Origin of the sequence: Paraburkholderia phenoliruptrix (assembly GCF_047325075.1) — a bacterium.
Classification (GTDB): domain Bacteria; phylum Pseudomonadota; class Gammaproteobacteria; order Burkholderiales; family Burkholderiaceae; genus Paraburkholderia; species Paraburkholderia phenoliruptrix.
This window is the reverse complement of the sequence record NZ_CP168531.1, coordinates 3,574,685-3,600,719: the sequence shown is the minus strand read 5'-3', so window position 1 is coordinate 3,600,719 and position 26,035 is coordinate 3,574,685. Positions and strand designations below refer to the sequence as shown.

At 63.9% G+C, this 26,035-nt stretch carries 25 protein-coding genes; 16 read left to right on the top strand and 9 right to left on the bottom strand.

What is annotated here, in order from left to right:
- Positions 1-2 precede the first annotated feature (2 nt).
- The 5 genes from ACEN8U_RS27945 (at position 3) to ACEN8U_RS27925 (ending at position 5,789) form a co-directional block, all read left to right on the top strand.
- Positions 3-1,490, top strand: coding sequence for a sugar ABC transporter ATP-binding protein (locus tag ACEN8U_RS27945; RefSeq protein WP_310105771.1), 1,488 nt, complete (start codon positions 3-5; stop codon positions 1,488-1,490).
- Positions 1,471-2,484 carry an ABC transporter permease gene (locus tag ACEN8U_RS27940; protein WP_013587437.1) on the top strand — a complete coding sequence of 338 codons (1,014 nt, stop codon included), beginning with the start codon at positions 1,471-1,473 and terminating at the stop codon, positions 2,482-2,484. Before ACEN8U_RS27945 ends, ACEN8U_RS27940 begins: the two co-directional genes overlap by 20 nt.
- 66 nt (positions 2,485-2,550) lie before the next feature.
- Positions 2,551-3,513, top strand: a complete 963-nt coding sequence (locus tag ACEN8U_RS27935; RefSeq protein ID WP_015001951.1) for a substrate-binding domain-containing protein — start codon at positions 2,551-2,553, stop codon at positions 3,511-3,513.
- 41 nt (positions 3,514-3,554) lie between these two features.
- On the top strand, positions 3,555-4,604 hold the full coding sequence (locus ACEN8U_RS27930; protein ID WP_310105773.1) for a sugar phosphate isomerase/epimerase family protein: 1,050 nt from the start codon (positions 3,555-3,557) through the stop codon (positions 4,602-4,604).
- A 36-nt stretch (positions 4,605-4,640) separates the two neighbouring features.
- Complete coding sequence (locus tag ACEN8U_RS27925; protein WP_310105775.1) at positions 4,641-5,789, top strand: Gfo/Idh/MocA family oxidoreductase; 1,149 nt, start codon at positions 4,641-4,643, stop codon at positions 5,787-5,789.
- A 5-nt stretch (positions 5,790-5,794) separates the two neighbouring features.
- On the opposite strand, the gene ACEN8U_RS27920 is transcribed toward ACEN8U_RS27925, so the two are convergent.
- From ACEN8U_RS27920 to ACEN8U_RS27910, 3 genes are all read right to left on the bottom strand, one after another.
- Positions 5,795-6,055 carry a hypothetical protein gene (locus ACEN8U_RS27920; RefSeq protein ID WP_013587441.1) on the bottom strand — a complete coding sequence of 87 codons (261 nt, stop codon included), beginning with the start codon at positions 6,053-6,055 and terminating at the stop codon, positions 5,795-5,797.
- An 83-nt stretch (positions 6,056-6,138) separates the two neighbouring features.
- A complete protein-coding gene (locus ACEN8U_RS27915; RefSeq protein WP_310105777.1) occupies positions 6,139-7,299 on the bottom strand; it encodes an ABC transporter substrate-binding protein in 1,161 nt (386 codons plus the stop codon).
- A 49-nt stretch (positions 7,300-7,348) separates the two neighbouring features.
- Positions 7,349-8,290, bottom strand: a complete 942-nt coding sequence (locus ACEN8U_RS27910; protein ID WP_015001955.1) for a CysB family HTH-type transcriptional regulator — start codon at positions 8,288-8,290, stop codon at positions 7,349-7,351.
- 219 nt (positions 8,291-8,509) lie between these two features.
- Here ACEN8U_RS27910 and ACEN8U_RS27905 point away from each other — a divergent pair, with 219 nt between their 5' ends.
- From ACEN8U_RS27905 to cobA, 6 genes are all read left to right on the top strand, one after another.
- Positions 8,510-10,189, top strand: coding sequence for a nitrite/sulfite reductase (locus ACEN8U_RS27905; RefSeq protein ID WP_015001956.1), 1,680 nt, complete (start codon positions 8,510-8,512; stop codon positions 10,187-10,189).
- Between the two features lie 22 nt (positions 10,190-10,211).
- Complete coding sequence (locus ACEN8U_RS27900; protein WP_015001957.1) at positions 10,212-10,766, top strand: DUF934 domain-containing protein; 555 nt, start codon at positions 10,212-10,214, stop codon at positions 10,764-10,766.
- Positions 10,763-11,515 carry a phosphoadenylyl-sulfate reductase gene (locus ACEN8U_RS27895; RefSeq protein ID WP_310105779.1) on the top strand — a complete coding sequence of 251 codons (753 nt, stop codon included), beginning with the start codon at positions 10,763-10,765 and terminating at the stop codon, positions 11,513-11,515. The genes ACEN8U_RS27900 and ACEN8U_RS27895 overlap by 4 nt, the downstream gene beginning before the upstream one ends.
- 134 nt (positions 11,516-11,649) lie before the next feature.
- Positions 11,650-12,612, top strand: a complete 963-nt coding sequence (gene cysD, locus ACEN8U_RS27890) for a sulfate adenylyltransferase subunit CysD (protein ID WP_013587447.1) — start codon at positions 11,650-11,652, stop codon at positions 12,610-12,612.
- Positions 12,613-12,639: 27 nt separating this feature from the next.
- Positions 12,640-13,956, top strand: coding sequence for a sulfate adenylyltransferase subunit 1 (locus tag ACEN8U_RS27885; RefSeq protein WP_310105781.1), 1,317 nt, complete (start codon positions 12,640-12,642; stop codon positions 13,954-13,956).
- A 79-nt stretch (positions 13,957-14,035) separates the two neighbouring features.
- Positions 14,036-14,800, top strand: a complete 765-nt coding sequence (cobA, locus tag ACEN8U_RS27880; protein ID WP_015001960.1) for a uroporphyrinogen-III C-methyltransferase — start codon at positions 14,036-14,038, stop codon at positions 14,798-14,800.
- A gap of 6 nt (positions 14,801-14,806) precedes the next feature.
- Here the strand turns inward: cobA and ACEN8U_RS27875 are convergent, their stop codons facing one another.
- Genes ACEN8U_RS27875 through lptF form a run of 3 tightly spaced genes read right to left on the bottom strand, consistent with a single transcriptional unit; the run spans position 14,807 to position 17,448 of the window.
- The gene (locus ACEN8U_RS27875; RefSeq protein ID WP_015001961.1) at positions 14,807-15,187 is read right to left on the bottom strand and encodes a sirohydrochlorin chelatase; all 381 of its coding nucleotides are present in this window, start codon (positions 15,185-15,187) and stop codon (positions 14,807-14,809) included.
- An 11-nt stretch (positions 15,188-15,198) separates the two neighbouring features.
- Positions 15,199-16,347, bottom strand: a complete 1,149-nt coding sequence (gene lptG / locus ACEN8U_RS27870; protein ID WP_013587457.1) for an LPS export ABC transporter permease LptG — start codon at positions 16,345-16,347, stop codon at positions 15,199-15,201.
- Between the two features lie 3 nt (positions 16,348-16,350).
- Positions 16,351-17,448: an LPS export ABC transporter permease LptF gene (gene lptF, locus ACEN8U_RS27865; protein WP_013587458.1), complete on the bottom strand. Its 1,098-nt coding sequence runs from the start codon at positions 17,446-17,448 to the stop codon at positions 16,351-16,353.
- A 137-nt stretch (positions 17,449-17,585) separates the two neighbouring features.
- Here lptF and ACEN8U_RS27860 point away from each other — a divergent pair, with 137 nt between their 5' ends.
- The 3 genes from ACEN8U_RS27860 to ACEN8U_RS27850 all read left to right on the top strand — a co-directional run bounded on the left by ACEN8U_RS27860 (position 17,586) and on the right by ACEN8U_RS27850 (position 20,492).
- Positions 17,586-19,127 (top strand): leucyl aminopeptidase, encoded by a 1,542-nt coding sequence (locus ACEN8U_RS27860; RefSeq protein ID WP_041745044.1) that lies wholly within the window; start codon positions 17,586-17,588, stop codon positions 19,125-19,127.
- A gap of 70 nt (positions 19,128-19,197) precedes the next feature.
- Entirely contained in the window at positions 19,198-19,614 is a 417-nt protein-coding gene (locus ACEN8U_RS27855) for a DNA polymerase III subunit chi (RefSeq protein WP_028360381.1), read from the top strand.
- Between the two features lie 101 nt (positions 19,615-19,715).
- Positions 19,716-20,492, top strand: a complete 777-nt coding sequence (locus tag ACEN8U_RS27850) for a DUF2486 family protein (protein WP_310105785.1) — start codon at positions 19,716-19,718, stop codon at positions 20,490-20,492.
- A gap of 83 nt (positions 20,493-20,575) precedes the next feature.
- Here ACEN8U_RS27850 and ACEN8U_RS27845 read toward each other — a convergent pair whose 3' ends face one another.
- Positions 20,576-20,917, bottom strand: a complete 342-nt coding sequence (locus tag ACEN8U_RS27845; RefSeq protein WP_013587462.1) for a c-type cytochrome — start codon at positions 20,915-20,917, stop codon at positions 20,576-20,578.
- Positions 20,918-21,130: 213 nt separating this feature from the next.
- Positions 21,131-22,804 (bottom strand): dihydroxy-acid dehydratase, encoded by a 1,674-nt coding sequence (ilvD, locus tag ACEN8U_RS27840; RefSeq protein WP_310105788.1) that lies wholly within the window; start codon positions 22,802-22,804, stop codon positions 21,131-21,133.
- A 131-nt stretch (positions 22,805-22,935) separates the two neighbouring features.
- Here ilvD and ACEN8U_RS27835 point away from each other — a divergent pair, with 131 nt between their 5' ends.
- Entirely contained in the window at positions 22,936-23,973 is a 1,038-nt protein-coding gene (locus ACEN8U_RS27835; RefSeq protein WP_015001967.1) for a LysR family transcriptional regulator, read from the top strand.
- A 108-nt stretch (positions 23,974-24,081) separates the two neighbouring features.
- Positions 24,082-24,981, top strand: a complete 900-nt coding sequence (lgt, locus tag ACEN8U_RS27830) for a prolipoprotein diacylglyceryl transferase (protein ID WP_013587465.1) — start codon at positions 24,082-24,084, stop codon at positions 24,979-24,981.
- 107 nt (positions 24,982-25,088) lie between these two features.
- Here the strand turns inward: lgt and ACEN8U_RS27825 are convergent, their stop codons facing one another.
- On the bottom strand, positions 25,089-25,820 hold the full coding sequence (locus ACEN8U_RS27825) for an SIMPL domain-containing protein (RefSeq protein WP_310105791.1): 732 nt from the start codon (positions 25,818-25,820) through the stop codon (positions 25,089-25,091).
- Positions 25,821-26,035: the final 215 nt, after the last annotated feature.

The window sequence follows — 26,035 nt, the reverse complement described above, 5'->3', positions numbered from 1 at the left end:
TCATGAGCCTCGCGATCCGCTTCGACGACATCCGCAAGGACTTCGGCCCCGTGCGCGTGCTGCACGGCGTGAGCTTCGAACTCGCGCCCGGGCGCATCTACGGTCTGCTCGGCGAGAACGGCGCGGGCAAGTCGACGCTGATGAAAATCCTCGCCGGCTATGAAACCGCGACCTCGGGCACCGTGCTCGTGGATGGCCGCGCGCAGCATTTCAACGGCTCGCGCGAGGCGGAGTCGCAAGGCATCGTGCTGATTCACCAGGAGTTCAATCTCGCCGAGCATCTGACGATTGCGCAGAACATGTATCTTGGCCACGAGAAGCGGCGCGGCTGGTTCGTCGACGACGCCGCGATGCGCGCCGAAGCCGCGCGCTATCTTGCGCAGGTCGGGCTCGACAAGGCGCCGGATACGAAGGTGCGCGAGCTGATCGTCGCCGAAAAGCAGATGGTGGAGATCGCCAAAGCGCTATCGCGCCGTGCGCGTCTGCTCATCATGGACGAGCCCACGGCAACACTCACGCCGTCCGAGACCGAGCGCCTCTTCACGCTGATGGCAAAGCTGAAGGCCGACGGCGTCACTATCGTCTACATCTCGCACAAGCTCGACGAAGTGGAGCGCATCACCGACGAGGTCATCGTGATGCGCGACGGCCGCTTCGTCGCACGCAATGAGACCGCGGCGCTCGCGCGGCAACAGATGGCGAACCTGATGGTCGGCCGCGACGTCTCGGATATGTTCCCCGACAAGCTCACGGTGCCCGCGACCGCGCCCGTTGCATTGAAGGTGGAGGGGCTCACGGTGCCGGACTGGGTCGACGGTTTGAGCTTCGACGTGCGCGCCGGCGAAGTGCTCGGTTTCGCGGGGCTTGTCGGCGCGGGCCGCACGGAAGCGTTCGAAGCGATCATCGGATTGCGCAAGCGCACAGCTGGGCGCATCGAGATCGCGGGCCGCCCGGTCGAGCTGAACAACCCGCGCGACGCGATGCGCCACGGCCTCACGTATCTCAGCGAGGATCGCAAAGGCAAGGGCCTGCACGTGAATCTGAACCTGCAGGACAACCTCACGCTGATGACGCTGGAGCGCTATACGCATCCGCTCCTCGATCTGAAAGCGGGCCGCGAGGCGTTAAAGCGCGCCGTCAGCGAATTCGGTATTCGCACCGGCGACCTGGCGAGCCGCGCGCGCATGCTCTCGGGCGGCAACCAGCAGAAGCTCGCGCTCGCCAAGTTCCTGCAACCCGAGCCCGACGTGATCGTGCTCGACGAACCGACACGCGGCGTGGATGTCGGCGCCAAACGCGACATCTATTTCCTGATTCATCGCCTCGCCGCGCAAGGCCGCGCGGTGATCGTCATTTCATCCGAACTGATCGAGCTGATCGGCTTGTGTCATCGCGTCGCCGTGATGCGCGCGGGACGTCTGCAAGCCACGCTCACGCTCGAACACCTGACCGAAGAGGAGTTGATCGCCCATGCGACCGGCACCCACTGAAGCCGTGCAATCCGGCCGCGCGTTGCGCTTCGCGCAGCGTCTGTATGCGCTTGGGCCATTCGCGGGTCTGATTGCGCTGTGCGTCGTCGGTACGCTGCTGAACCGCGACTTCGCGACGCTCGACAATATGATGAACGTGCTCACGCGCACGTCGTTTATCGGCATCATCGCGGTCGGCATGACGTTCGTGATTATCTCGGGCGGCATCGATCTTTCTGTCGGCTCGATGGCCGCGTTGATCGCGGGCAGCATGATCTGGCTGATGAACGGGCTCGCGGCGGGCGTGGGCGGCCATACGTTCGCGCCGCTCGCGATCGTGATCCTCGGTATTGTGTTCGCGCTCGTGCTGGGCGGATTGTTCGGCTGTGCGCATGGTCTTCTTATCACGAAGGGACGCATCGAGCCGTTTATCGTCACGCTCGGTACGCTTGGCATCTTTCGCGCGGTGCTCACATGGCTCGCCGACGGTGGCGCGCTGACGCTCGATAATTCGTTGTCCGATCTTTATGGGCCGGTCTATTACGCGAGCCTCTTCGGCGTGCCCGTGCCGATCTGGGTGTTTCTCGTGACGGCGGCAGGCGGCGCGCTGATTCTCAATCGCACGGCATTTGGCCGGCATGTGCAGGCCATCGGCTCGAACGAACAGGTTGCGCGTTATGCGGCGATTCGCGTGGATACCGTGAAGATCATCACCTATGTGCTGCTCGGCATTTGCGTGGGCGTGGCGACCGTGCTGTACGTGCCGCGTCTCGGCTCGGCGACGCCGACCACGGGTTTGCTGTGGGAGCTGGAGGCGATTGCCTCGGTGGTGGTGGGCGGCACGGCGCTCAAGGGCGGCGAGGGACGCGTGATCGGCACGGTCATCGGCGCCATTCTGCTTTCCGTGATTGCCAATATTCTGAATCTCACCAGCATCATCAGCGTGTATCTGAATGCGGCAGTGCAGGGTGTCGTGATTATTTTCGTCGCGTTCGTGCAACGCGGACGTCGGTAGCCATTCGCAGTGAAACAACGGCAGGGGCGCCCGCGCGCCTCATAACAGCAGATAGGAGACGCAACCATGAAGCAGGTCATTCGAGCGATTGGCGCCGGCATGCTGGCGTTGGGCATATTGGGTAGCGCAGGCGCGGCGCGCGCCGACGACAAGGTCACGCTGGGCGTCGCGATTCCAACCGCCGACCACGGCTTTACGGGCGGCATCGTCTGGTGGGCCAACAAGGCAAAGGCGGATCTGGAGAAAGCGCATCCGGATCTCAAGGTGATCGTAAAGACCGCAGCGGGCGCGCCGGAGCAGGCGAACCAGTTGCAGGATCTCGTCACCGTGAACAAGATCAACGCGCTCGTGATTTTCCCGTTCGAATCGGCGTCCTTGACGCAGCCGGTCGCGCAGGTCAAGAAAAAAGGCGTGTACGTGACGGTGGTGGACCGCGGCCTCACTGACACCAGCGCGCAGGACGCCTATGTGGCCGGCGACAACACCGCGTTCGGCCGAATTCCGGCCGAATATCTGGCGAAGGCGCTCGACGGCAAGGGCGACATCGTCGCGCTGCGCGGCATTCCGACCACGCTCGACAACGAACGTTGGACTGCTTTCACCGGTGTGCTGAAGGGCTATCCGAACATCAAGATTCTCGACGCGAAGTACGCAAACTGGAATCGCGACGATGCGTTCAAGGTGATGCAGGACTACCTCACGCGCTTCAAGCACATCGACGCCGTCTGGGCTGCCGACGACGACATGGCGGTCGGCGTGCTCAAAGCGATCGACCAGGCGAGGCGCAACGACATCAAGATCGTGTTCGGCGGCGCGGGCTCGAAGGGCATGGTCAAGAACGTGATGGACGGCGCGCCGCTCATCAAGGCCGACGTGTCGTACTCGCCGAAATTCATCTACGACGCGATCAAGCTCACGGCCGAGGCGCGGCTGAAGGGCGAGAAATTGCCCGCGACGACAATCATTCCGTCGGTGCTGATCACGAAGGAAAACGCGAAGGACTTCTACTTCCCCGACTCTCCGTTCTGAGCACGAGTCGCACCGCGCGCTCTCGTTAAAGGAGCCACACGATGAGAACCATCAAAGGCCCGGCGATTTTCCTCGCTCAGTTCATGGGCGACGAGGCGCCGTTCGACAATCTCGCCAATCTGGCCAACTGGGCCGCGGGGCTCGGCTTCAAGGGCATTCAGGTGCCGTGCGATGCGCGCCTGATCGATATCGAGCAGGCCGCGTCGAGTCAGGCGTATTGCGACGAGCTGCGCGAAACCGTGGACAACGCGGGCGTGACGATCACCGAGCTGTCGACGCATCTGCAAGGGCAACTGGTGGCCGTCCACCCCGCGTATGACAGCCTGTTCGACGGCTTCGCGGCGCCGCACGTGCGCGGCAATCCGGCGGCGCGCACGCAGTGGGCTGTCGAGCAAATGAAGCACGCGGCTAAAGCGTCGCAGCGTCTGGGGCTCGACACGCATGTGTCGTTTTCCGGCGCGCTCGCGTGGCCGTATGTGTACCCGTGGCCGCAGCGTCCGGCCGGTTTGATCGAAGCCGCATTCGACGAACTCGCGCGCCGCTGGGCGCCGATTCTCGACGCGTTCGACGCCGCCGGCGTGAACGTCTGCTACGAGCTGCATCCGGGCGAGGATCTGCACGACGGCGTGACCTTCGAGCGTTTCCTCGCCGCTGTGAAGGATCATCCGCGCGCGAACATCCTTTACGACCCGAGCCACTTCGTGTTGCAGCAGCTCGACTATCTCGCGTTCATCGACATCTATCACGAGCGCATCAAGGCGTTTCATGTGAAGGACGCGGAGTTTCGGCCGAACGGCAGGCAGGGCGTGTACGGCGGCTATAGCGGCTGGGTGGAGCGCGCGGGGCGCTTCCGCTCGCTCGGCGATGGGCAGATCGACTTTCGCGCGATTTTTTCGAAGATGGCGCAATACGATTTTCCCGGCTGGGCGGTGCTCGAATGGGAATGCGCGCTCAAGCATCCGCACGACGGCGCGCGCGAGGGCGCGCAGTTCATTCGCGAGCACATCATCCGTGTGGCCGAACATGCATTCGACGACTTCGCGCAAAGCGGCGCCGATGCAGCGCAACTGAAGCGCCTGCTCGGCATCTGAAGCGAAGCGCGAACATCAGTGGAAGGAGAAAACGCGATGGCCTACAGACAACTGAGGCTCGGCATGGTGGGCGGCGGGCAGGGCGCCTTTATCGGCGCGGTGCACAGGATCGCCGCGCGCCTCGACGGTCGTTTCGAACTCGTGGCGGGCGCGTTGTCTTCCGACCCGCAACGCGCGCGCGAGAGCGCCGTCGAGGCGGGCATCGCGCGCAGCTATGACGACTGGCGCGAGATGGCGCGCGCGGAAGCGGCACGCGAGGACGGCATCGACGCCGTCGCGATCGTCACGCCGAACCATCTGCACGCGCCGGTCGCGACTGCGTTTCTCGAAGCCGGCATCCATGTGGTGTGCGACAAGCCGCTCGCCATCTCGCTGGCGGAAGGGGAGGCGCTCGCGACACTCGCGCGCGAAAAAAACCGGCTTTTCGCGCTCACGCATACCTATTCCGGCTATCCGCTCGTGCGGCACGCGCGCGAAATGGTAGAAGCGGGCGAGCTCGGCCAGATCCGCGTCGTGCAGGTCGAATACGCGCAAGACTGGCTCGCCGAACCGGTCGAAACCGGCGGCCTGAACAAGCAGGCGGGCTGGCGCACCGACCCGGCGTTAGCGGGACCGGCGGGCTGTCTCGGCGATATCGGCACGCATGCCTACCATCTCGCCGCTTTCGTCACCGGCATGACGCCTGTCGCGCTTTCCGCCGAGTTGCACACCTTCGTGCCGGGCCGGCGCATCGACGATCACGTGCAGGCCATGCTGCGCTACGCGAACGGCGCGCGCGGCATGCTGTGGGCAAGCCAGGTGGCGAGCGGCGCGGAAAACGCGTTGCGTCTGCGCGTGTACGGCACGAAAGCGGGGCTCGCATTCGATCAGGAAGAGCCCAACGAATTGTGGTTCACGCCGCTTGGCGGCTCAGCGCAGCGTTTGACGCGCGCGCGTGTGAGCGGAGCCGCGGCCGCCCACGCGACGCGTGTGCCTGCGGGCCATCCGGAAGGTTATCTGGAGGCGTTCGCGCAGTTGTATCGGGACGCCGCGCTGCAGATCGAGGCGCTCAACGAGGGCCGCGCGCTGCCCGCCGAAAGTCGGTTGCTGACCACCGTGGAGGACGGCGTGGCGGGCTTGCGCTTTATCGACGCCGTGCTCGCGAGCAGCGCGGCCAATGGCCAGTGGCGCGAGATCGCGCCGTAAGCGTTCTAGCTTCCTTTGCTTTTTCTGATCTGCGCTTCGAACGCCACATCGAGCTTGCTCGCCTTGCGCGGCTTTTGCGGACCGTACGCGTCGACGAACTTGACGAACTCGTCGAGCGCGAGCGGATCGGACACCTTCTTGTCCGTGCCGCCCGATTTGTCGACGAGATAAAAGAGGCCGCCGGAGAGGCTGATCGCAGCGAACTGCGGATTGCCGCTGCGCGTTTTCAGCCGCTCGACGGCGTGGATGGCTCGCGTGGTGCGCATGATGTGGGACTGCTGATCGGTTAAAGCTAGTACTTTAGCAATTCGCACAGACCGCCGCCGCAACGGCGGTCGCCGCGTCGAGCTTACTGACTGAGATACACGAACTTGCCGTTGCGGATGATGCCCATCACGCTCGCGCGCTGATCCAGCCCGACGTGGTCCTTCACACTCGTATTGACGACGCCGTTCGGCACGACCAGTTCATGCGCGTGTTCGAGTTCGTTGCGCAATGCGACGCGGAAAGCCGGCGTGCCCGGTTGCGCCGTTTTCAGCGCGCGCGTCACGGCGTCCTGCAGACGCGGGTAGACGCCGGCCGCATCGCCCGCGAATTGCGTCACGCTGCCGGGACCGTACTTCGCTTCGTACTCGTTCGTGAACGCGAGCGCCGCCTTTTTCGCGGGATGATCGGCCGGCAGCGTGCGCGCGACGACGACAGGCTGAGTCGGAAACAGCGTGCCCTCCACATCCTTGCCGCCCAGCTTGATGAACTCGGGCGTCGCGATGCCGTGCGTCTGATAGATCGGCCCCTTATAGCCGCGCTCGATGAGCGTGCGTTGCGGCAGCACCGTCGGCGTGCCCGCGCCTGCAATCAGGATCGCGTCCGGTTTCGCGGCCATCAGCTTGAGAATCTGCCCGGTGACGCTCGTGTCGGTGCGGTTATAGCGCTCGGTCGCAACCAGCTGGATGTGGCGCAGCGCCGCGAACTTGCTGAACTCGTTCAACCAGCTTTCGCCGTAGCCGTCCGCGAAACCGATGAAGCCCACCGTCTTCACGTTGTGGTTCGACATGTAGCGCGTCATCACGTCGGCCATGGCGCTGTCGGTCTGCGCCATCTTGTAGGCCCAGACTTTCTTGCCTTCCTGCGGCTCCACGACGCTCGCCGAGCCGATCAGCGTGATCATCGGCGTCTGGCTTTCGGCGACCGGGTCGAGGGCGGCCATCGCGGCCGGCGTGATGTTCGGACCGACGATCACGTCGACGTGGTCCTCGTTGATCAGCTTGCGAATGTTGCGCACGGCGGCGCCCGGGTCGGAGCCGTCGTCGAGGAAAATGTAGTCCGCTTTCTGGCCGGCGATGGTGACCGGCCACATCAGCATCGCGTTCTTGCTGGTAATGCCGATCACGGCCGCCGGGCCGGTGCTCGACAGGTCGATGCCGACCTTGATGTCGGCGTGCGCGGCGGTGGCGAGCCAGAGCGCGCCGAGAGCGGCCAGGCCGCGAAGTCTGTTCTTATGCGACGTCATCGTGTGGGTCTCCGTAGCGGGAAATGCAAAGCGCGTGGTAAGCGGTGAATCAAAGTTCGTAGGTTTCGTGTTCGCCCTTGAGTGCCTGCTCAATCAGCTTGCGGTTCAGGCCCGGGGAGAGCAGCTCGACCAGCGTATACACATAGCTGCGCAGATACGCGCCCTGTTTGAGCGCGACGCGCGTCACGTTGCTGCCGAACAGGTGGCCGACCGGCATCGCGCGCAAATGGCGGTCGCGCTCACCGTTAAACGCAATGTCCGCCATGATGCCGACGCCCAAGCCCAGTTCAACATAGGTTTTGATCACGTCGGCGTCGATCGCCTCCAGCACGATGTCCGGGTGCAGCCCGCGCAGCCGGAACGCCTCGTTGATCTTGCTGCGGCCGGCGAAGGCGTTGTCGTAAGTGATCAGCGGATACTGGGTCAGGTCGTCCAGCGAGAGCAGCTTGCGATCGAGCAGCGGATGATCCGGCTGCATCACCGCGACGTGATGCCACTGAAAGCACGGCAGCGAGACCAGTTCCTTATAGTTGGAGATCGCCTCGGTGGCGATGGCGAGGTCGGCCTGGTCGTGCAGCACCATCTCGGCAACCTGCGTCGGGCTGCCTTGCAGAATTGAAAGGTGCACCTTGGGAAAGCGCTTCTTGAATTCGGCGATGGCGGCCGGCAGCGAATAGCGCGCCTGTGTGTGGGTGGCGGCGATCACGAGGTTGCCCTGGTCCTGCGCGGCGTAGTCCTTGCCGACGCGCTTCAGGCTCTCCACTTCCTGCAAGATCCGCTCGACCGACTGCAGAATGATCCGGCCCGGTTCGGTCAGCGAACGCACGCGCTTGCCGTGCCGCGTGAAGATTTCGACGCCCAGCTCGTCCTCGAGCTCGATGATGGCCTTCGACACGCCCGGCTGGCTTGTATACAGCGCCTTGGCCGCTTCCGTCAGATTAAAGTTCTGCCGCACAGCCTCGCGGACGAAGCGGAACTGGTGCAGGTTCATATATAACCTCTGCGCATATCAAAAGAATTTCTTAGTCGTTTGAAATATAAGGCGAGTTTATTACGATCTGTCCATCTTTTTCAATATGGATATCTGTATTTGTTATAAGCAAATGAGAGATAGGTCTAAACCCTGACTCGAATGGGCTGACAAACACGGACGTTCAGAGCGCGGCGGAACCGGACCGCTGTGGGTAACGCAAAAAATTGGGGTCCCCGAATGTACCAATACGATCAGTACGACCAGACCATCGTCGATGAACGGGTCGCGCAATACGCCGATCAGGTTCGCCGCCGCTTGTCGGGCGAATTGAGCGAAGAGGAGTTCCGTCCGCTGCGTCTGCAGAACGGCCTGTACTACCAGCGCCATGCGTACATGCACCGCATCGCGATTCCCTACGGCAATCTGCGCAGCGACCAGTTGCGCATGCTCGCCACCATCGCGCGCGAGCACGACCGCGGGTACGGCCATTTCTCCACGCGCTCGAACATCCAGTACAACTGGATCAAGCTCGAGGAAACGCCGGAGATTCTGCGCAAGCTCGCGTCGGTGCAGATGCATGCCATTCAGACGTCGGGCAATTGCATCCGCAACATCACCGCCGATCAGTTCGCGGGCGTCGCGCCCGACGAATTCGTCGATCCGCGGCCGTGGGCGGAAATTCTGCGTCAATGGTCGACGTTCCACCCTGAATTCCTGTGGCTGCCGCGCAAGTTCAAGATTGCCGTGTCCGGTTCGCATGAAGACCGTGCCGCCGTGCAGATTCACGACATGGGCGTGTACGTGAAGCGCAACGCGCAGGGCGAACTGGTGGTCGACATTCTGGCGGGTGGCGGTCTGGGCCGCACGCCGATCGTCGGCGCGGTGATTCGCCGCGATCTGCCGTGGCAACACCTGCTGACTTACAGCGAAGCCGTGCTGCGTGTGTACAACCGCTACGGCCGCCGCGACAACATGTACAAGGCGCGTATCAAGATTCTCGTGAAGGCGCTTTCCCCGGAGAAGTTCGCCGCGCAGGTCGAAGAAGAATGGCAGCACCTGAAGGACGGCCCTTCGACGCTCACGCAAGCCGAGCTGGATCGCGTGTCGCAGTACTTCCAGCCGCCGGTGTACGAGAAGCTCGCCGACACGGACGCTTCGTTCGAGAAGCATCTGCTGGAAAACCGCGCGTTCGCGCGCTGGGTCGAGCGCAACGTGCGTCCGCATAAGGTGTCGGGCTACGCGGCGGTCACGCTGTCGCTGAAGAACGGCATTGTCGCGCCCGGCGACGCAACGGACGCGCAAATGGAAGCCGTCGCGGATTGGGCCGACGAGTACTCGTTTGGCGAGATTCGCGTGTCGCACGAACAGAACCTGATTCTCGCGAACGTGAAGAAGTGCGACCTGTTCGCGCTGTGGGAAAAGGCGAAGACGCAAGGCTTTGCGACGCCGAACATCGGGTTGCTGACCGACATCATTGCGTGCCCGGGCGGCGATTTCTGCTCGCTCGCCAATGCGAAGTCGATTCCGATTGCGCTCGCTATTCAGCAGCGCTTCAACGATCTGGACTACGTGTACGACCTCGGCGACGTGTCGCTGAACATCTCCGGCTGCATCAACGCGTGCGGTCATCACCACGTCGGCAACATCGGCATTCTGGGTGTCGATAAGGACGGCTCGGAGTGGTATCAGGTGACGCTCGGCGGCGAGCAGGGCTCGGGCGCGGACGGCGCGCGCCTTGGCCGCGTGATCGGCCCGTCGTTCTCCGCGGAGGAAATGCCGGATGTGATGACGAAGGTGATCGACACGTTCGTGGAAAACCGCGAAGAAGGCGAGCGTTTTATCGACACGTATAACCGCATCGGCATCGCCCCGTTCAAGGAACGCGTGTACGCGTCGCGTCAACCGGCTCACGCGTAAGCGCGCAAAGGAAACACAACAGATGGCTTCTATCATCAAGAATCGCGCGATCGTCAACGACGACTGGACGCTGGTGCGTCCGGCGGAAGACGGCTCGCTGCCCGCCGTGAACGAACTGCCGGCCGGCAAGGTGCTGGTGCCGCTCGCCCTCTGGCAAGCCGCGCGCGACGCGCTCGTCGCTTCGCGCGGCGCCGATGAACTGGGCGTGTGGCTCGCGCCGGACAGCGAACCGGCTGACATTGCGGGCGACCTCGACAAGCTCGCGCTGATTGCCGTGGACTTTCCGGTGTTTCGCGACGGCCGCGGCTACAGCATCGGCCGCTTGCTGCGCGAGCGCTATGGCTACAAGGGCGAACTGCGCGCAATCGGCGACGTGCTGCGCGACCAGGTGCGCCTGATGTTCCGCTGCGGCTTCGATGCCTTTGCCGTGCGCGAGGACAAGGACATCGCCGACGCAATCAAGGCATTCGACGACTTCACGGTGCAGTACCAGGGCGCATTCGACGAACCGTCGCCGCTCTTTCGCCGCCGCGCTCCGCTGTCGGCGTCGTCTGCTTGTGCAAAGGTCTCCGCATGAGCGCCGCTTTGACGCCGTCGCTCACGCCGGAGCTCGCCGCGAAGGTCGAGCGCCTGAACGCACTGCTCGATTCGATCGCCGCGCGCCACGCGAACGTCAAGCTCGCGAGCAGCCTCGCCGCCGAAGACATGCTGCTCACGCACGCCATTCTCTCGCGCGACGTGAAGATCGGCATCTTTTCGTTGAACACGGGCCGCCTGCATGCCGAAACGCTTGGCATGCTCGATCGCGTGAAAGAGCGCTATGGCTACGAGATCAAGCAGTTTCACCCGCAGGCTGCCGCGGTCGACGAATATGTCGCCTCGCATGGCCTGAATGCATTCTATGAAAGCGTCGATCTGCGCAAGCGCTGCTGCGAAATCCGCAAGGTGGAGCCGCTCAATCGTGCGCTGTCGGATGTCAGCGCGTGGGTGACGGGCCAGCGTCGCGAGCAGTCGGTGACGCGTGCGGAACTGCACGAAGAAGAGCACGACGCCGCGCGCAACATCGCGAAGTTCAATCCGCTCACGGACTGGACGGAAGCGGAAGTGTGGGACTACCTGACGGCGTTCGACGTGCCGGTGAATCCGCTGCACGCGCGCGGTTATCCGAGCATTGGCTGCGAGCCCTGCACGCGTGCGGTGCGCCCCGGCGAAGACAGCCGTGCGGGCCGCTGGTGGTGGGAGTCGCGCGATACGAAGGAATGCGGCCTGCACATCACGACCATTACGCCGATTGCGGTGGACCGCAGCGAGAACGCTGCGGCTTGACGCATGGCTGAGTTGTGCGGCGTTGGTAGAAGATTGAAGACTTGCCTTTGCGTCTTCGCGCCGCACATACCGAACTGAATCTCTGAGCTTTCGCGAGCAACCGCTCGACAAGCGAATCAACGAAGGACCCAAACATGAGCACCACGCTCGATTCCACTGTCAACGCTCCGCTTGCCAATACGGCGAACCGGATGGATCACCTCGATTGGCTCGAAGCCGAGTCGATTCACATCCTGCGCGAACTGGTCGCCGAATGCAGCAAGCCCGCGCTGCTGTTTTCGGGCGGCAAGGATTCGGTCGTCGTGCTCGCGCTTGCCATGAAGGCGTTCGGCATCGGCGCGAATCGCAAGACCGTGCTGCCGTTCCCGCTCGTGCATATCGACACGGGTCACAACTACGACGAAGTGATCGACTTCCGCGACCGTCGCGCGAAAGAGATCGGCGCCGAACTGGTGGTCGGCCACGTTGAAGATTCGATCAAGCGCGGCACGGTGCGTCTGCGTCGCGAAACGGATTCGCGCAATGCAGCGCAGGCGGTGACGCTGCTCGAAACCATCGAACAGCACGGCTTTACGGCGCTGATCGGCGGCGCGCGCCGCGACGAAGAAAAAGCCCGCGCGAAAGAACGCATTTTCTCGTTCCGCGACGAGTTCGGCCAATGGGATCCGAAAGCGCAGCGCCCCGAACTGTGGAGCCTGTACAACGCGCGTCTGCATAACGGCGAACATCTGCGTGTGTTCCCGATTTCGAACTGGACCGAGCTCGACGTGTGGCAATACATCGCGCGGGAAAAGCTCGAACTGCCGTCCATTTACTACGCGCACCGCCGCGAGATCGTGCGCCGCAATGGGCTGCTCGTGCCGGTCACGCCGCTTACGCCGATGCGCGAAGGCGAGGTCAGCGAAACGGCTGTGGTGCGTTTCCGCACGGTGGGCGACATCAGCTGCACGTGCCCGGTGGAAAGCGATGCGGACGATCTCGAGAAGATCATCGCCGAAACGGCCGTGACGGAAATCACGGAGCGGGGCGCGACGCGGATGGACGATCAGGTCTCCGAAGCCGCGATGGAGCAGCGCAAGAAGCAAGGTTATTTCTAAGTACGCCGAAAGAGGAACACGAACATCATGAGCAGCATTCACCAACCTGAAGACCTCGGCGTGCTTCGCTTCATCACCGCGGGCAGCGTCGACGACGGCAAGAGCACGCTGATCGGCCGCCTGCTGTACGACAGCAAGGCTGTGCTGTCCGACCAGTTGTCCGCGTTGTCGCGCGCGAAGAACAAGCGCACCGTCGGCGACGAAATCGACCTCGCGCTGTTGACGGACGGTCTCGAAGCCGAACGCGAGCAGGGCATTACGATCGACGTCGCGTATCGCTATTTCGCCACCGCCAAACGCAAGTTCATCATCGCCGATACGCCGGGCCACGAGCAGTACACGCGCAACATGGTGACGGGCGCGTCGACCGCGCATGCGGCGATCATTCTCGTCGACGCGACGCGCGTGACGTTCGTCGACGGCGTCGCGCAACTGTTGCCGCAGACCAAACGTCACAGCGCGATCGTCAAGCTGCTCGGCTTGCAGCATGCGATCGTCGCGATCAACAAGATGGATTTGGTCGATTACAGCGAGACGCGTTTCAACGAAATCCGCGACGCGTATGTCGAACTCGCGCGCCAACTCGGTCTGTCTGACGTGCGCTTCGTGCCGGTGTCGGCGCTGAAGGGCGATAACATCGTGACCGCGAGCGAGCGCATGCCGTGGTACGCGGGCGAGCCGCTCCTCGATCTGCTCGAAGCGCTGCCTGTCGAAGTGGCGACGGGTGAGGCGCTGCGCTTTCCGGTGCAGTGGGTTGCGCGCCAGGACGGCAGCCAGGCCGACGACTTCCGCGGCTACATGGGCCGCGTCGAATCGGGCGAAGTGACGGTGGGCGACACGATCGTCGTGCTGCCGGCCAACCGTGAAGCCACGGTGGCGGAGATCATTGCGCCGGTGGTGGGCGGCACGGCGGCGGTCGACCGCGCATTCGCCGGTCAGACGGTGACGATCCGTCTCGCGGAAGACGTCGACGTGTCGCGCGGCGATACGTTCGTGTTGCGCGAAGCGGCGCCAGAACCGGCGAAGAAGCTCGAAGCCGACCTGTGCTGGTTCGACGACACGCCGCTCTCCACGCAGCGCAAATATCTGCTGAAGCAGACCACGAACACCGTGTTCGCGCGCATCGGTTCGGTCAAGGAAGTGCTCGACGTGCATACGCTGTCGCACTCCACCGAACGCCACGAACTGGCGATGAACGACATCGGCCGTGTGGCGCTGACGCTGCAAAAGCCGCTGGTGTGTGACGTGTATGACTCGCATCAAGGCACGGGCGCATTCGTGCTGATCGACGAGGCGACGCATCACACCGTCGCGGCCGGCATGATCCGCGCGTTTTCCGCGTAAGCGCGGCGAGCGGGCGGCGCTGTCGCGCTGCCCGGTTATCGCGCGCGGCGCGAGCGCACTGAACAACAGGCTTGAGCTAATGGGCAAGGTATACCTGATCGGCGCGGGACCCGGCGCCGCCGACCTGATCACGGTGCGCGGCGCGCGGCTTCTCGCGAGCGCCGACATCGTTCTGCATGACGCGCTCGTCGAGCCGGCCATGCTGGACTACGCGCCGGCGCACGCGCGGCGCATTGCGGTGGGCAAGCGCTGCGGGCAGTTGTCCACGGCGCAGCAGTTCATCAACAAGCAGATCGTCGACGCCGCGCTTGAACACGAGGTCGTGGTGCGCCTGAAGGGAGGCGATCCCATGCTGTTTGGCCGTGCCGACGAGGAAATGCGCGCGTTGGAGGCGGCGGGCATCCCTTATGAGGTGGTGCCTGGCATTACGGCCGCGCTCGCCAGCGCGGCCTCGCTGAAGCGTTCATTGACGTTGCGCGGCGTCTCGCGCAGCGTAGCTTTGGCGACGTTCAGCCGGGCCCCCGGCTCCGACGAAATCCGCGAGCAGGTGAATGCGGATTCGCTCGTGTTCTACATGGGCCGTGACAGCGGGGTGGAGATTGCCCAACAGCTGATCGACGCGGGCAAGCCGCGAGCGACGCCTGTCGCGATTGTCGAGGCTTGCAGCACTGAACGCGAGCGAACGTTGACGTTGACGCTGGAAGCACTCGCTGCTGGCGAAGCGCAGCGGTGGCTGGACGCTTCGCAGCCGAGTTTGCTGATGATCGGCGAGGCTTTTGCGGAGCGGGAAGGGGCGAAGGACGTGGTGAGGTCTGTCGTGGGTGGGGTGTTGGTGGCGGCTTAAAAAACTTCAACCCTGCCGCAAACAATACCCCACGACAGCATCAAGCACAGCCTCATCCTCGCCGACCGCTCCGGCGCAGCGAATCTCCACCGCAGGCAGCGTCTGCCGGCAACGCTCGATCAAATCGGGCAAGTCCTTCCTGATATGCCCGCCTTGCCCAAAAAACACGGGCACGACGGTAATGACATCGCAGCCGTCGGCCGCGAGCTGGCTCACCGCGGTGGGCAAGTCCGGCTCCATCAGCTCAAGAAAAGCCAGACGGACATGCCCGTCGTCGCCGCCCGAGCCGCGCGCTGCGCGCAGCTTCGTGGCCAGCCGCTCGAACGGCTCACGCCACCGCACATCGCGTGCGCCGTGACCAAACAGGATCAATCCATGCGTAGCCATCGCGAGGGCTCCTAATGGCGATCAACCCACTTTAGCCCGACGAGGCCGAGCACCAGATAAACCAGCCCCGGCGTCGCCGCCGTCAAGGGCGCGGGCCACGTGTTCAGCGTGCCGATATGCGAGAACAACGTGTTGAACAACTGGAAGCTCATGCCGAGCATGATCCCGCCGAACACCTTCATGCCGACAACGCCGGCTCGCGTATGCAGATACGCAAAGGGCAGCGAAAGCACCAGCATCACGAACACCGCAAACGGATACAGCAGCTTGCGCCATAGCGCGATTTCATAGCGCTGCGTGTCCTGATGGTTCTCGGTCAAATGCTGGATGTAGCGGAACAGGTTGAACATCGACATGCGATCCGGCGACACCAGCAGCACCGACAGAATCTGCGGCGTCAATTCCGAGCGCAGCGAATATTCAGGCAGCACAACCTGCTTCGCGCGATACACCGGATTCAGCGCGTCGGCGGGCGTGCCGGAAGGCGGGGGTACGTCGATCAATTGCGTGTCCGTCACGCCTGTCAATTGCCAATGACCGGGCGGCTGATAAACGCCGCTCTTAGCAATGCGCACGTTCGAGAGCCGGAATTTCGAGTCGAACTCGTAGATCCGAACGTTGCTGATGGTCGCGTCCGGCCTCAGTTCGCCGACGTTGACAAAGCGCGTGACCTGCTCGCCGTCCGCGCGCGCGGTCAGCGTGTCCTTCACCCACACGCCCGACTGGAAGTTGCTCGACACCGACGATCCCAGCGCCTCGAGCCGCACGCGCTCCGACAACTGATCCGTGTACGGGCCGATCACTTCGCCGATCAGATAGGTGAGAAATACCAGCGGAATGCCGATTTTCAGCAGCGAGCGCAGCGCCTGATTGGTGGCGAGTCCCGACACGCGGAAAATCGTGTACTCCGAATTCGCGGCCATTTGCGCGAACACGTAAATCGCACTGATCAACGCGGCGACGGGAATGATCTCGTAGAAGCGCGACGGCGTTTGCAGCGCGACGCGTAGAACCGCGTACTGGAATTTATAGTTGCCGTGGCCGACCGAGTTCAGTTCGTTGATCAGGTCGAAGAAGAAAAACAGACCCGAGAACGCGAACAGAATGAAAATGAACGTGAGGTAGACCTGACGCGCAAAGTACCTTTCATAGATGCGCATTGGTCACGCTCCCTGCGTACGGCTGAACATGGCGCGCGTGAAGAGCGGCCGGTTGCGCACGCGCAGCCAGAAAATGAACGCGACAATGCCTGCCACGATCACATGCAGGATGACGAGCCCGACGCCGAACGACATCTTCCCTTGCTCGATCCACGACTGCACCACGTTCAGCAGGTTCGAATACGTCAGATAGATCAGCACCGCCATCACGAGATTGATGGTGCGGCTGCGCCGCGGGTTCTGGTGCGCAAGCGGAATGGCCAGCAGCATCAGGTTGATGGCGATGAGCGGCAGCCCCGCGCGCCAGGCGAATTCGGCGAGATTTTCGTTCGTCGGATTGCGCAGCAGCGTCAGTGTGGGCGTGCCCGTGGTAGTGGGCGTGTTGACGACCGGCTGACTTTCGATCTTCACGCCGTAACGCTCGAACTCCATGATGCGGAAATCCGGATGGCCCGGCTCGCCTTCATAACGCCGGCCGTTTTCCAGCACGACGAAGCGGTCGCCGTTCTTGTGCGTCTCCGTGTGGCCGTTCTTCGAGACGACCACGTTGACCTTGCCGTTTTCCGTGCTCGTCACGAATACGTTTTCCACGTGCCCCTGGTCGGGTGACATCTTCTCGATGAAAAACACGCGATGCGTGCTCGCGGATTCGCGGAACTGGCCGGGCGCGAGCAGCGAAACCTCGTCGCGCTGCTGGAAACGCGCGCGAATCAGCTTGCTTTGCTGATTGGACCACGGCCAGCCGACGAACACGAAGAACATGATGAGAATCACGATCGGCGTGGCGAACATGCCGATCGGCTTGATGAATTGCGTGAGACTCACGCCCGAGGACAGCCACACGACCATCTCGGAGTCTTTGTACCAGCGCGTGAGCACGAACAGGATCGACACGAACAGCGTGGCGACGAGCATGATGGCGAGATAGCCGATCACAGTGAGGCCGATCAGGACCAGCACGTCGCGCGGGTCGATTTCGCCTTGCGCCGCGAAGCCGACGATGCGGATCATCATCGTGGTCAGCACGAGCGTGAGCAGAACCATGAACACGGCACCAGCCGTATACGCGAGTTCGCGCTGGAGGGAGCGTTCGAAGATCATTATTGATGACGAGAGGGGGCGCTCTCAGCGACGCGCGGGTTGCTTTCCGTCACGCCTCCGGTGCAGCCGCCGCGGGAAAAATAGCGGATAATTGCGGCTTTCATCCTAAGCCCAGATTTTATCCGAGGACAAGCGCGATGGACTTTAGCATAAAAGCCTGTGATTGGACCAAAGGCTCGACAAACGGTTTCCTCACCGGAAAATCGGATTGCATCGTAATCGGCGTGTTCGAGTCGCAAACGCTCTCGGGCGCGGCACTTGAGATCGACGCGGCCACCAAGGGGCTCCTGACCCGCATCATCAAGGCGGGCGACATGGACGGCAAGGCCGGTACCACGCTGTTCCTGCATGAAGTCTCGGGTATCGGCGCATCGCGCGTGCTGCTCGTCGGCCTCGGCAAACAGGACGCTTTCACTCAGAAAGCCTACGGCGAAGCGGTGCGCGCAGCATGGCGCGCGCTTCTCGCCACCCGGATCGTGCAGGTCACCTTCACGCTGGCGCAACTGCCTATCCTCGAGCGGTCGGCCGACTGGGGCGTGCGCGCCGCGATCCTCGCGTTGCGCGAACTGACCTACAAGTTTACGCAAATGAAGAGCAAGCCGGACAACTCGGCGCGGGCGTTGAAACGCATCGTCTTCAGCGTGAATACCGGCGACGAGAAGGCCGCCAAGCTCGCCGCGAAGCAGGGCGCCGCGCTCGCCAACGGCATGGATCTGACGCGCGACCTCGGCAATCTGCCGAGCAACGTGTGCACGCCCACCTATCTCGCGAACACCGCGAAAAAGCTCGCGAAAGACTGGAAGCTGAAGGTCGAGGTGCTCGGCGAAAAGCAATGCGAAGCGCTGAAGATGGGCTCCTTCCTGTCGGTCACGGCCGGAGCGGTCGAGCCCGCGCAGTTCATCGTGCTGCAGTACCAGGGCGGCGCCGCGAAGGCCGCGCCGGTGGTACTGGTGGGCAAGGGTGTGACGTTCGACACGGGCGGCATTTCGCTCAAGCCGGGCGATGCCATGGATGAAATGAAGTACGACATGTGCGGCGCGGGCTCCGTGCTGGGCACGCTGCGCGCGGTCGCCGAAATGGGCCTGAAGATCAACGTGGTCGGCATCATTCCGGCTGTCGAGAACATGCCCTCGGGCACGGCGACCAAGCCGGGCGACATCGTCACCAGCATGAAGGGGCTGACGATCGAAGTCCTCAACACCGACGCCGAAGGCCGCCTGATTCTGTGCGACGCGCTCACGTACGCCGAGCGCTTCAAGCCGGCCGCGGTGATCGACATTGCCACGCTCACAGGCGCCTGCATCATCGCGCTCGGCCATCACAACAGCGGTCTGTTCTCGAAGGACGACGCGCTTGCGGGCGAGCTGCTCGATGCGTCGCGCGAGGCGTCGGACCCGGCGTGGCGCCTGCCGCTCGACGACGAGTACCAGGAGCAGCTCAAGTCCAACTTCGCGGACATCGCCAATATCGGCGGGCGTCCGGCGGGCAGCGTGACGGCCGCGTGCTTCCTGTCGCGCTTCACCGACGCGTATCCGTGGGCGCACCTCGACATCGCCGGTACGGCCTGGAAGAGCGGCGCGGCGAAGGGGGCGACGGGTCGTCCGGTGCCCTTGCTCGCGCAGTTTCTGATCGACCGGGCCGCGGATGGTCGGGCCGCGGACGGCCGCCTTGCCCCATGACGCATTGCAGTAAGGTCGCGCGCGCCGGAATGTTTGCCCTGTCGGCAAAAAGCGCACAGCGGAGCCGCCGATGACTCGAATCGATTTTCATTCGAACGTCGGCGACTCGCTGCTGTATGCGTGCCGCCTCGCGCGCAAGGCATACCAGGCGGGGCAGCCCACCATCGTCGTCGCGGAGCCGGAGCGGCTGCGCGCGTTCGACGAGCAGTTGTGGACTTTTTCGGCGCTCGACTTCGTGCCGCACTGCATGGCGGGCACGCCGCTCGCTGCACACACGCCGATCGTGCTGGCTGCGAATCTCGACGACGTTCCGCATCACCAGGTGCTGCTCAATCTGGGCGCAAGCGTCCCCGCGCAGTTCGCGCGCTTCGAAAGATTGCTCGAAGTGGTCGGTAACGCACATGACGAGCTCATCGCCGGCCGCGAGCGCTACCGTTTCTATCGCGATCGCGGCTATGCTTTGAACAACTACAAGCAGGGCGGCTAGGCTTTCGTCCTACCTCGCGTTGTGCTTCGCGTTGCGGTCTGACGAGGCGCTCGACGCACACGCGGCCCGCTATTGCTACGACTCAAACACGGAGGGCGCACGTGTCCGATCCCAACGATAACTCGATCCCCATTCTGCAAGAAGTGCTCGTGCCGGGTCACGCGGCACAGCGGCGCGAGCCGCAGAGCGGCGCTGCGCCGGCCACCTCGCCGGCCGCGACTTCCGTCCCATCGGCCACGACTCCTGCTGCTCCGGTCTCACCGGCCGGCGCTCCGGCGTCGACTTCGGCCGCTCCGGCCTCGACTTCCGCTGCTCGTCCGGCTGACACGCCGCTGCGCGCATCCGAGGAGCTTCGTGAGCCCGGTTTGCAAGCGGAGCCCGAGCTCGCGCCGCAGCCGGTGCTGTCGCCGGAAGACACGCTGGCTCCCGAGCCCGTGCTCGCACCGGAGCCCGCTGCGGTTCCCGGTCGGCCTACAATCCATTCCGACGACGCCCACCGCGCAGAGGAAGCCGAGCACGCGCATGACGAGGTGCTCGCGGCATCGGCGGGGGTGTTCGACCGGACCGAGCCGCCGCCGCCGCTCGAAGCCGGCGCCACGGTCCCGCCGGACATCGCGCAGGAAGGCGGCGAGGAGCTGCCTCGCGGCGTGAACGCAGAGCTCATCGCCGGACGTCTACGCGAACGGTTTGCGGGTTTCCTTGCGGGCGACGGACTCACTATCGTCGAAGCGCGCTGCCGCAGCGCCGTCGAGGAGCACACCACGCGGCTCGTCGATCAGATCACGCGCGAAGTCGTATCGACGCTGGAAAAAGAAATGACCGGCTGGGTACGCGAAGCGGTTGAAGCGGAGGTGGCGCGGCGAACCTCCGGCGCGTGATGGTCGCGTATGGATTGCAACCTGGCTGCTTTGGACAGCACAGTTCACGCGCGCCCAGACGCATTCGCGCGGCGCGAGCCCGGCTACTTCAACGTCAACACCCAGCTTGCCAGCGTCGCGGCCTGCTCGGGCGTGAGCTGCGTGTTGGCGGGCATCGGCACCTGGCCCCACACGCCGGTGCTGCCGTCAAGAATCTTGTGCTTCAGGTAGGTGGCGGCGTCCTCGCGGCCCGAGTATTTTGCGGCGACGTCGTGCAGCGCCGGCCCCATGAATGGGCGCGCTACCGAGTGGCAGCTCATGCAGTTCTGCTGTTGTGCAAGCGCGAGCCCGGTCGCCGCTTCCGCATGCGCCGTCGCGCTGACGCCGATGGAAAGGGCGGCGGACACCGCAGCCGCTGCAAGCACCGCATACGACATTGATTTCATTCTGGTCTCCGCCGGTGCAGTTGCCCGACTTGTGGTGCCAGCATTATAAAAGGAAAGGGGCACACGGTTTTTCGTGCGCCCCTTTCGCTTTTACGTAGGCATGGCGGCCGGATCTGTGCAGGTCGCTGCTTGAGAATGCTTCATCAGAGCGCCGCGCCATGCCGCCGCCGTCGCGGAGCTTGTGCAGCCTGCTCCGCCCGAAGCCGCCCGTCGTCAGCCCGTGACCGCGCCCTTGTTGGCGGGTAGCGCGAGAGCCGAGTACTTGGCCAGCACGCCCCGCGTGTAACGCGGCTTCGGTTGTTGCCAGGCGGCGCGGCGGCGCTGCAGTTCGGCGTCGTCGACGTTCAGTTGCAGCAGCAACCGGTGTGCGTCGATGGTGATGGAATCGCCTTCCTGCACGAGGCCGATCGTGCCGCCCACGAACGCTTCCGGCGCGACGTGGCCGACCACCATGCCCCACGTGCCGCCCGAAAAGCGCCCGTCGGTGATGAGACCGACGCTTTCGCCCAGGTCCTTGCCGATGATCGCCGATGTCGGCGCGAGCATTTCCGGCATGCCCGGACCGCCCTTCGGCCCGAGGTAGCGCAACACGACGACGTCGCCGGCGACGATTTTGTCCGCCAGAATCGCTTCGAGCGCGCTTTGCTCGTCGTCGAATACGCGCGCCGGGCCGGTGATCACCGGGTTCTTCAGACCGGTGATTTTCGCGACCGCGCCGTCTTCCGCCAGATTGCCCTTCAGGATCGCGAGGTGGCCTTCCTTGTACAGCGCCTGTTCGATCGGAAAAATCACCTGCTGGTCCGCGCGCGGCTTGGCCGGCACGTCTTTGAGTTCCTCGGCGAGCGTCTTGCCGGTGATGGTGATGCAGTCGCCGTGCAAAAGCCCCGCGTCGAGCAGAATCTTCATGACCTGAGGAATGCCGCCGGCCTTGTGCAGATCCGTCGCGACGTACTGGCCCGACGGCTTCAGGTTGCAGATGACCGGCACCTTCTTGCGCATGCGCTCGAAGTCCTCGATGGTCCATTCCACTTCCGCGGCGTGGGCGATCGCCAGATAGTGCAGCACGGCGTTGGTCGAGCCGCCCGTCGCCATGATCAGCGCCACGGCGTTTTCAATCGATTTCTTCGTGATGATGTCGCGCGGCTTGAGGTCTTTCTTGACCGCTTCGACGAGCACCCGCGCCGATTCGGCGGCGGAGTCGACTTTTTCCTGGTCGGGGTTCGCCATCGTCGACGAGTACAGCAGCGACATGCCGAGCGCCTCGAACGACGAGCTCATCGTGTTGGCCGTGTACATGCCGCCGCACGAACCCGTGGACGGGCACGCGTTTCTTTCGACCCCTTCGAAATCTTCCTGCGACATGCGGCCCGCCGTGAATTCGCCGACCGCCTCGAACGACGACACGATGGTCAGGTCGGTGCCCTTCCAGTTGCCCGGACGGATCGTGCCCCCGTACACGTAGATGCCGGGCACGTTCATGCGCGCGAGGCCGATCATGCCGCCGGGCATGTTCTTGTCGCAGCCGCCTATCACGACGACGCCGTCCATCCACTGGCCTTGCACGCAGGTCTCGATGCAGTCGGCGATCACTTCGCGCGACACCAGCGAGTACTTCATGCCCTCGGTGCCCATCGACATGCCGTCGGAGATGGTCGGCGTGCCGAAGGTCTGCGGATTCGCGTCCGCGCCCTTGACCGCGGCGACGGCCGCGTCGGCCAGACGCTGCAGGCCGGCGTTGCACGGCGTGATTGTCGAGTGGCCATTTGCAATGCCGATCATCGGCTTGTCGAAGTCTTCCTTCTGATAGCCAAGCGCGTAGTACATCGAGCGGTTCGGCGAACGGGCCACGCCCTGCGTGATGTTCTTCGAACGACGGTTGTAAGGCATGGGGAGCTCCAGTCTGTTTGTTTTGCTGGTCGGTCCAGTGTAGTTCGGACGCGTCGGCCCAGAATGCTATTTTGCGATATGCGTGTCCAATATATTATTGATGGCCGATTAGGTCGTAAAATGTATTAATCATGCTGCCAGCCGTTCCCGACCTGCGTCAGTTGCGCTATTTCGTGACCGTCGCCGAAGAAAAGCACTTCGGCCGCGCGGCCGCGCGCCTGTCGATGACGCAGCCGCCGCTGTCGCAGGCGATTCGCGCGCTGGAGGAGACGCTCGGCGTCGAACTGTTCGCGCGCACCAAGCGCTCGGTGGAGCTGACGCGCGTCGGCGCCGACCTGTTGCCTGAAGTGCAGCGCCTGCTGGCGGGCGCGGAAGGCCTGCGGCCGCTCGCGCAGTCTCTCGCGCGCGGCGAGGCGGGCGTGCTGTCGCTCGCATTCGTGTCGACGGCTGACTATGGCTTGCTGCCGCGCCTGTTGCGCGACTTCGGCGCGCGTCATCCGCGGGTGCGGCTCGAACTAACGGAGGCCACGAGCGACGTGCAGGTGGACGAACTCATGGCCGGGCGCATCGACGCGGGGCTCGTCATCGCGCCGCTGCCGTTGCGGCATGCCACGCAGTTGTCGTGGTTGCCGATCGAGCGCGAACCGCTCGTCATTGCAATGTCGACCGAGACGGCGGCGCGCGTGGCGGCGGCCGCGGGCAGTGCCGGCGATCCGCGCGCGGAATGGCTCGACGCGCCGGTCAGCCTGCGGGAAGTGGCCGATGCGCCGCTCGTCGTCTTCCCAAGACGTTTGGCGCCGGGCTTTTATGACATCATTATGGATTGCTACGGCGTGGCGGGGCTCGCGCCGCGGGTCGGTCAGGAGGCGATACAGATGCAGACCATCGTGAGTCTCGTGTCGGCCGGCATGGGTGTCGCACTGGTGCCGCAATCGCTGCGTAACCTGCGCCGCACGGGTGTTGTGTACCGGCCGCTGTCGGAGTCCGTGCCGGCTATCGAGACAGGTCTCGTCTGGCGCAGCGCTGAGGTGAGTCCGGTGCTCGCGGGCTTCATCGACATCGTGCGGGCTCATGCTGCGGCTGTGGTGGCGCAGCCGGCTACGTCCGAGCCCGCGGGGCAGCCGACGGCGTCCCATGTCGCGGCGCAGCCAGACAGGCCCGAAAATTAGCGCGGCGGCCGCGAACGCATTACGCGCTGAGCCGTCCAACGCAGGCTGCGCGCGCCGCCCGTCGTCATACAAACAAGCTTCTGAACCCGAACTGCCCATAACAACACGATGCTCATTCACCCGAACTTCGACCCCGTCGCCATTCACCTGGGGCCGCTTGCCGTGCGCTGGTATGGACTGATGTACCTCGTCGCGTTCATCGCGGCGATTGTCGTCGGCCGGCTCCGGTTGCGTTTGCCGTACGTCGCGGCCCAAGGCTGGACGGCCAAAGACATCGACGACATGCTGTTTTACGGCGTGCTCGGCACGATTCTCGGCGGCCGGCTCGGCTATGTGCTGTTCTACAAGGCCAGCTTTTACTTTGCGCATCCGCTCGATATCTTCAAGGTCTGGGAAGGCGGCATGTCGTTTCACGGCGGCTTTCTCGGCGTCACGTTCGCGATGATGCTGTTTGCGTATCAGCGCAAGCGCTCGTGGCTGCAGGTCACAGACTTCGTCGCGCCGATGGTGCCGACTGGCCTCGCGGCGGGGCGGCTCGGCAACTTCATCAACGGGGAGTTGTGGGGGCGCGTGACGGATCCGTCCGCGCCGTGGGCCATGCTCTTTCCCGGCGCCGCGCCCGACGACGCCGCGTGGCTCTCCGCGCATCCGCAACTGGCCGCGCAATGGCATCTGAACGAAGTGTTCGCGCAATATCACATGCTGCCGCGTCATCCTTCGGAGTTGTATGAGATCGCGCTCGAAGGCGTCGCACTCTTCTTCGTGCTGTTTTTCTTCTCGCGCAAACCGAAGCCGCTCGGCGCGATTTCCGCGGTCTTCCTGATCGGCTATGGCCTCGCGCGCTTCACGGTCGAATTCGCACGCGAGCCCGATGACTTTCTCGGACTGCTCGCGATGGGCCTCTCGATGGGTCAATGGCTCTCGCTGCCGATGATCCTCGGGGGCATTGCCATGCTCGTGTGGTCGTATCGCCGTGGCCGCAGCGAAACCGCGCACGCGTTGCCGTAACGCGCGGCGCGTTACGCGCGCAAGCGATTGACAGCAAAACGCCACCGCATGAACTGCATGCGGTGGCGTTTTCGTTGAGTGCTACAACCCGGCGGGGTGGCCGCGCGCTACTTCATTTGCACCGAGCCCGACACGTTGACCGTCACCGTCGACGTGCCGCCTTCTATCGACACCGGCGCCGCCATCTTCGCGTCGGCGCCCATGGCGCGCGCGCTCATCATCATGACGGGCCGCGGCATCACGCCGTTGTGCCCGACGTTGACCTCGCGAATCGAATAGCCGCTGTAGCCGAAAGCCTGCGCGGACGACGCCGCCTGCTCGCGGAACGAGTGGATCGCCTCGCCGGTCAGCTTCTGCTCGGCGGCGCGCTGCGCTGCGGGCGACAGCGAGAACTGGACGTTGCCCACCTGCATGATGGAAGCCATTTGCCCCGCGAGCTTCGACGCCGCCGCGAAGTCGTGCGACTCCAGCACGATTTCCGTGCGGCCGCGCCACGCGGAGATGCGCCCGTCGCGGTCGGTGGACGGATAGATCGAGAACGAACCCGTGCGCGCGGTCACGCCGCTCACGCCCTTCGCTTTTTGCAGCGCGGAATCCGCGCGCTGATTCAGCGTTGAGGTCAGCGCCGACGGATCGCTCGCCTCCTGCTCGTAGAACAGCGTAATGTCCACGACGTCTTGCGGTACCTCCGCGCTCGCCTGCGCATTCAGCGACAGCACGCCGGCCGGTTGATAGGGCGCGACGCTCTGCGCGCGCGCGACGGCGGGCGAGAGCACGAGCGCAGCAGGTGCGGCGCAGACAAGCGCGAAAGCGAGTGCACGTGCGGTGTGTTTGGTCATTGTTGGACTCCTTGCTTGAACACGATGGCGCGCGAAAAACGGGAGAGGTTCGCGAGAACTACGCGAGAACTACGCGAGAACTACGCGAGAACTACGCGAGAACTACGCGAGAACTACGCGAGAACTACGCGAGACCCCCGCGCGATGCAACGGCGGCGCAGCGTTGCCCGAGCCGTTTGCGAGTCCGTTAGGCGCCTGTAACCTGAGCTTGGTTC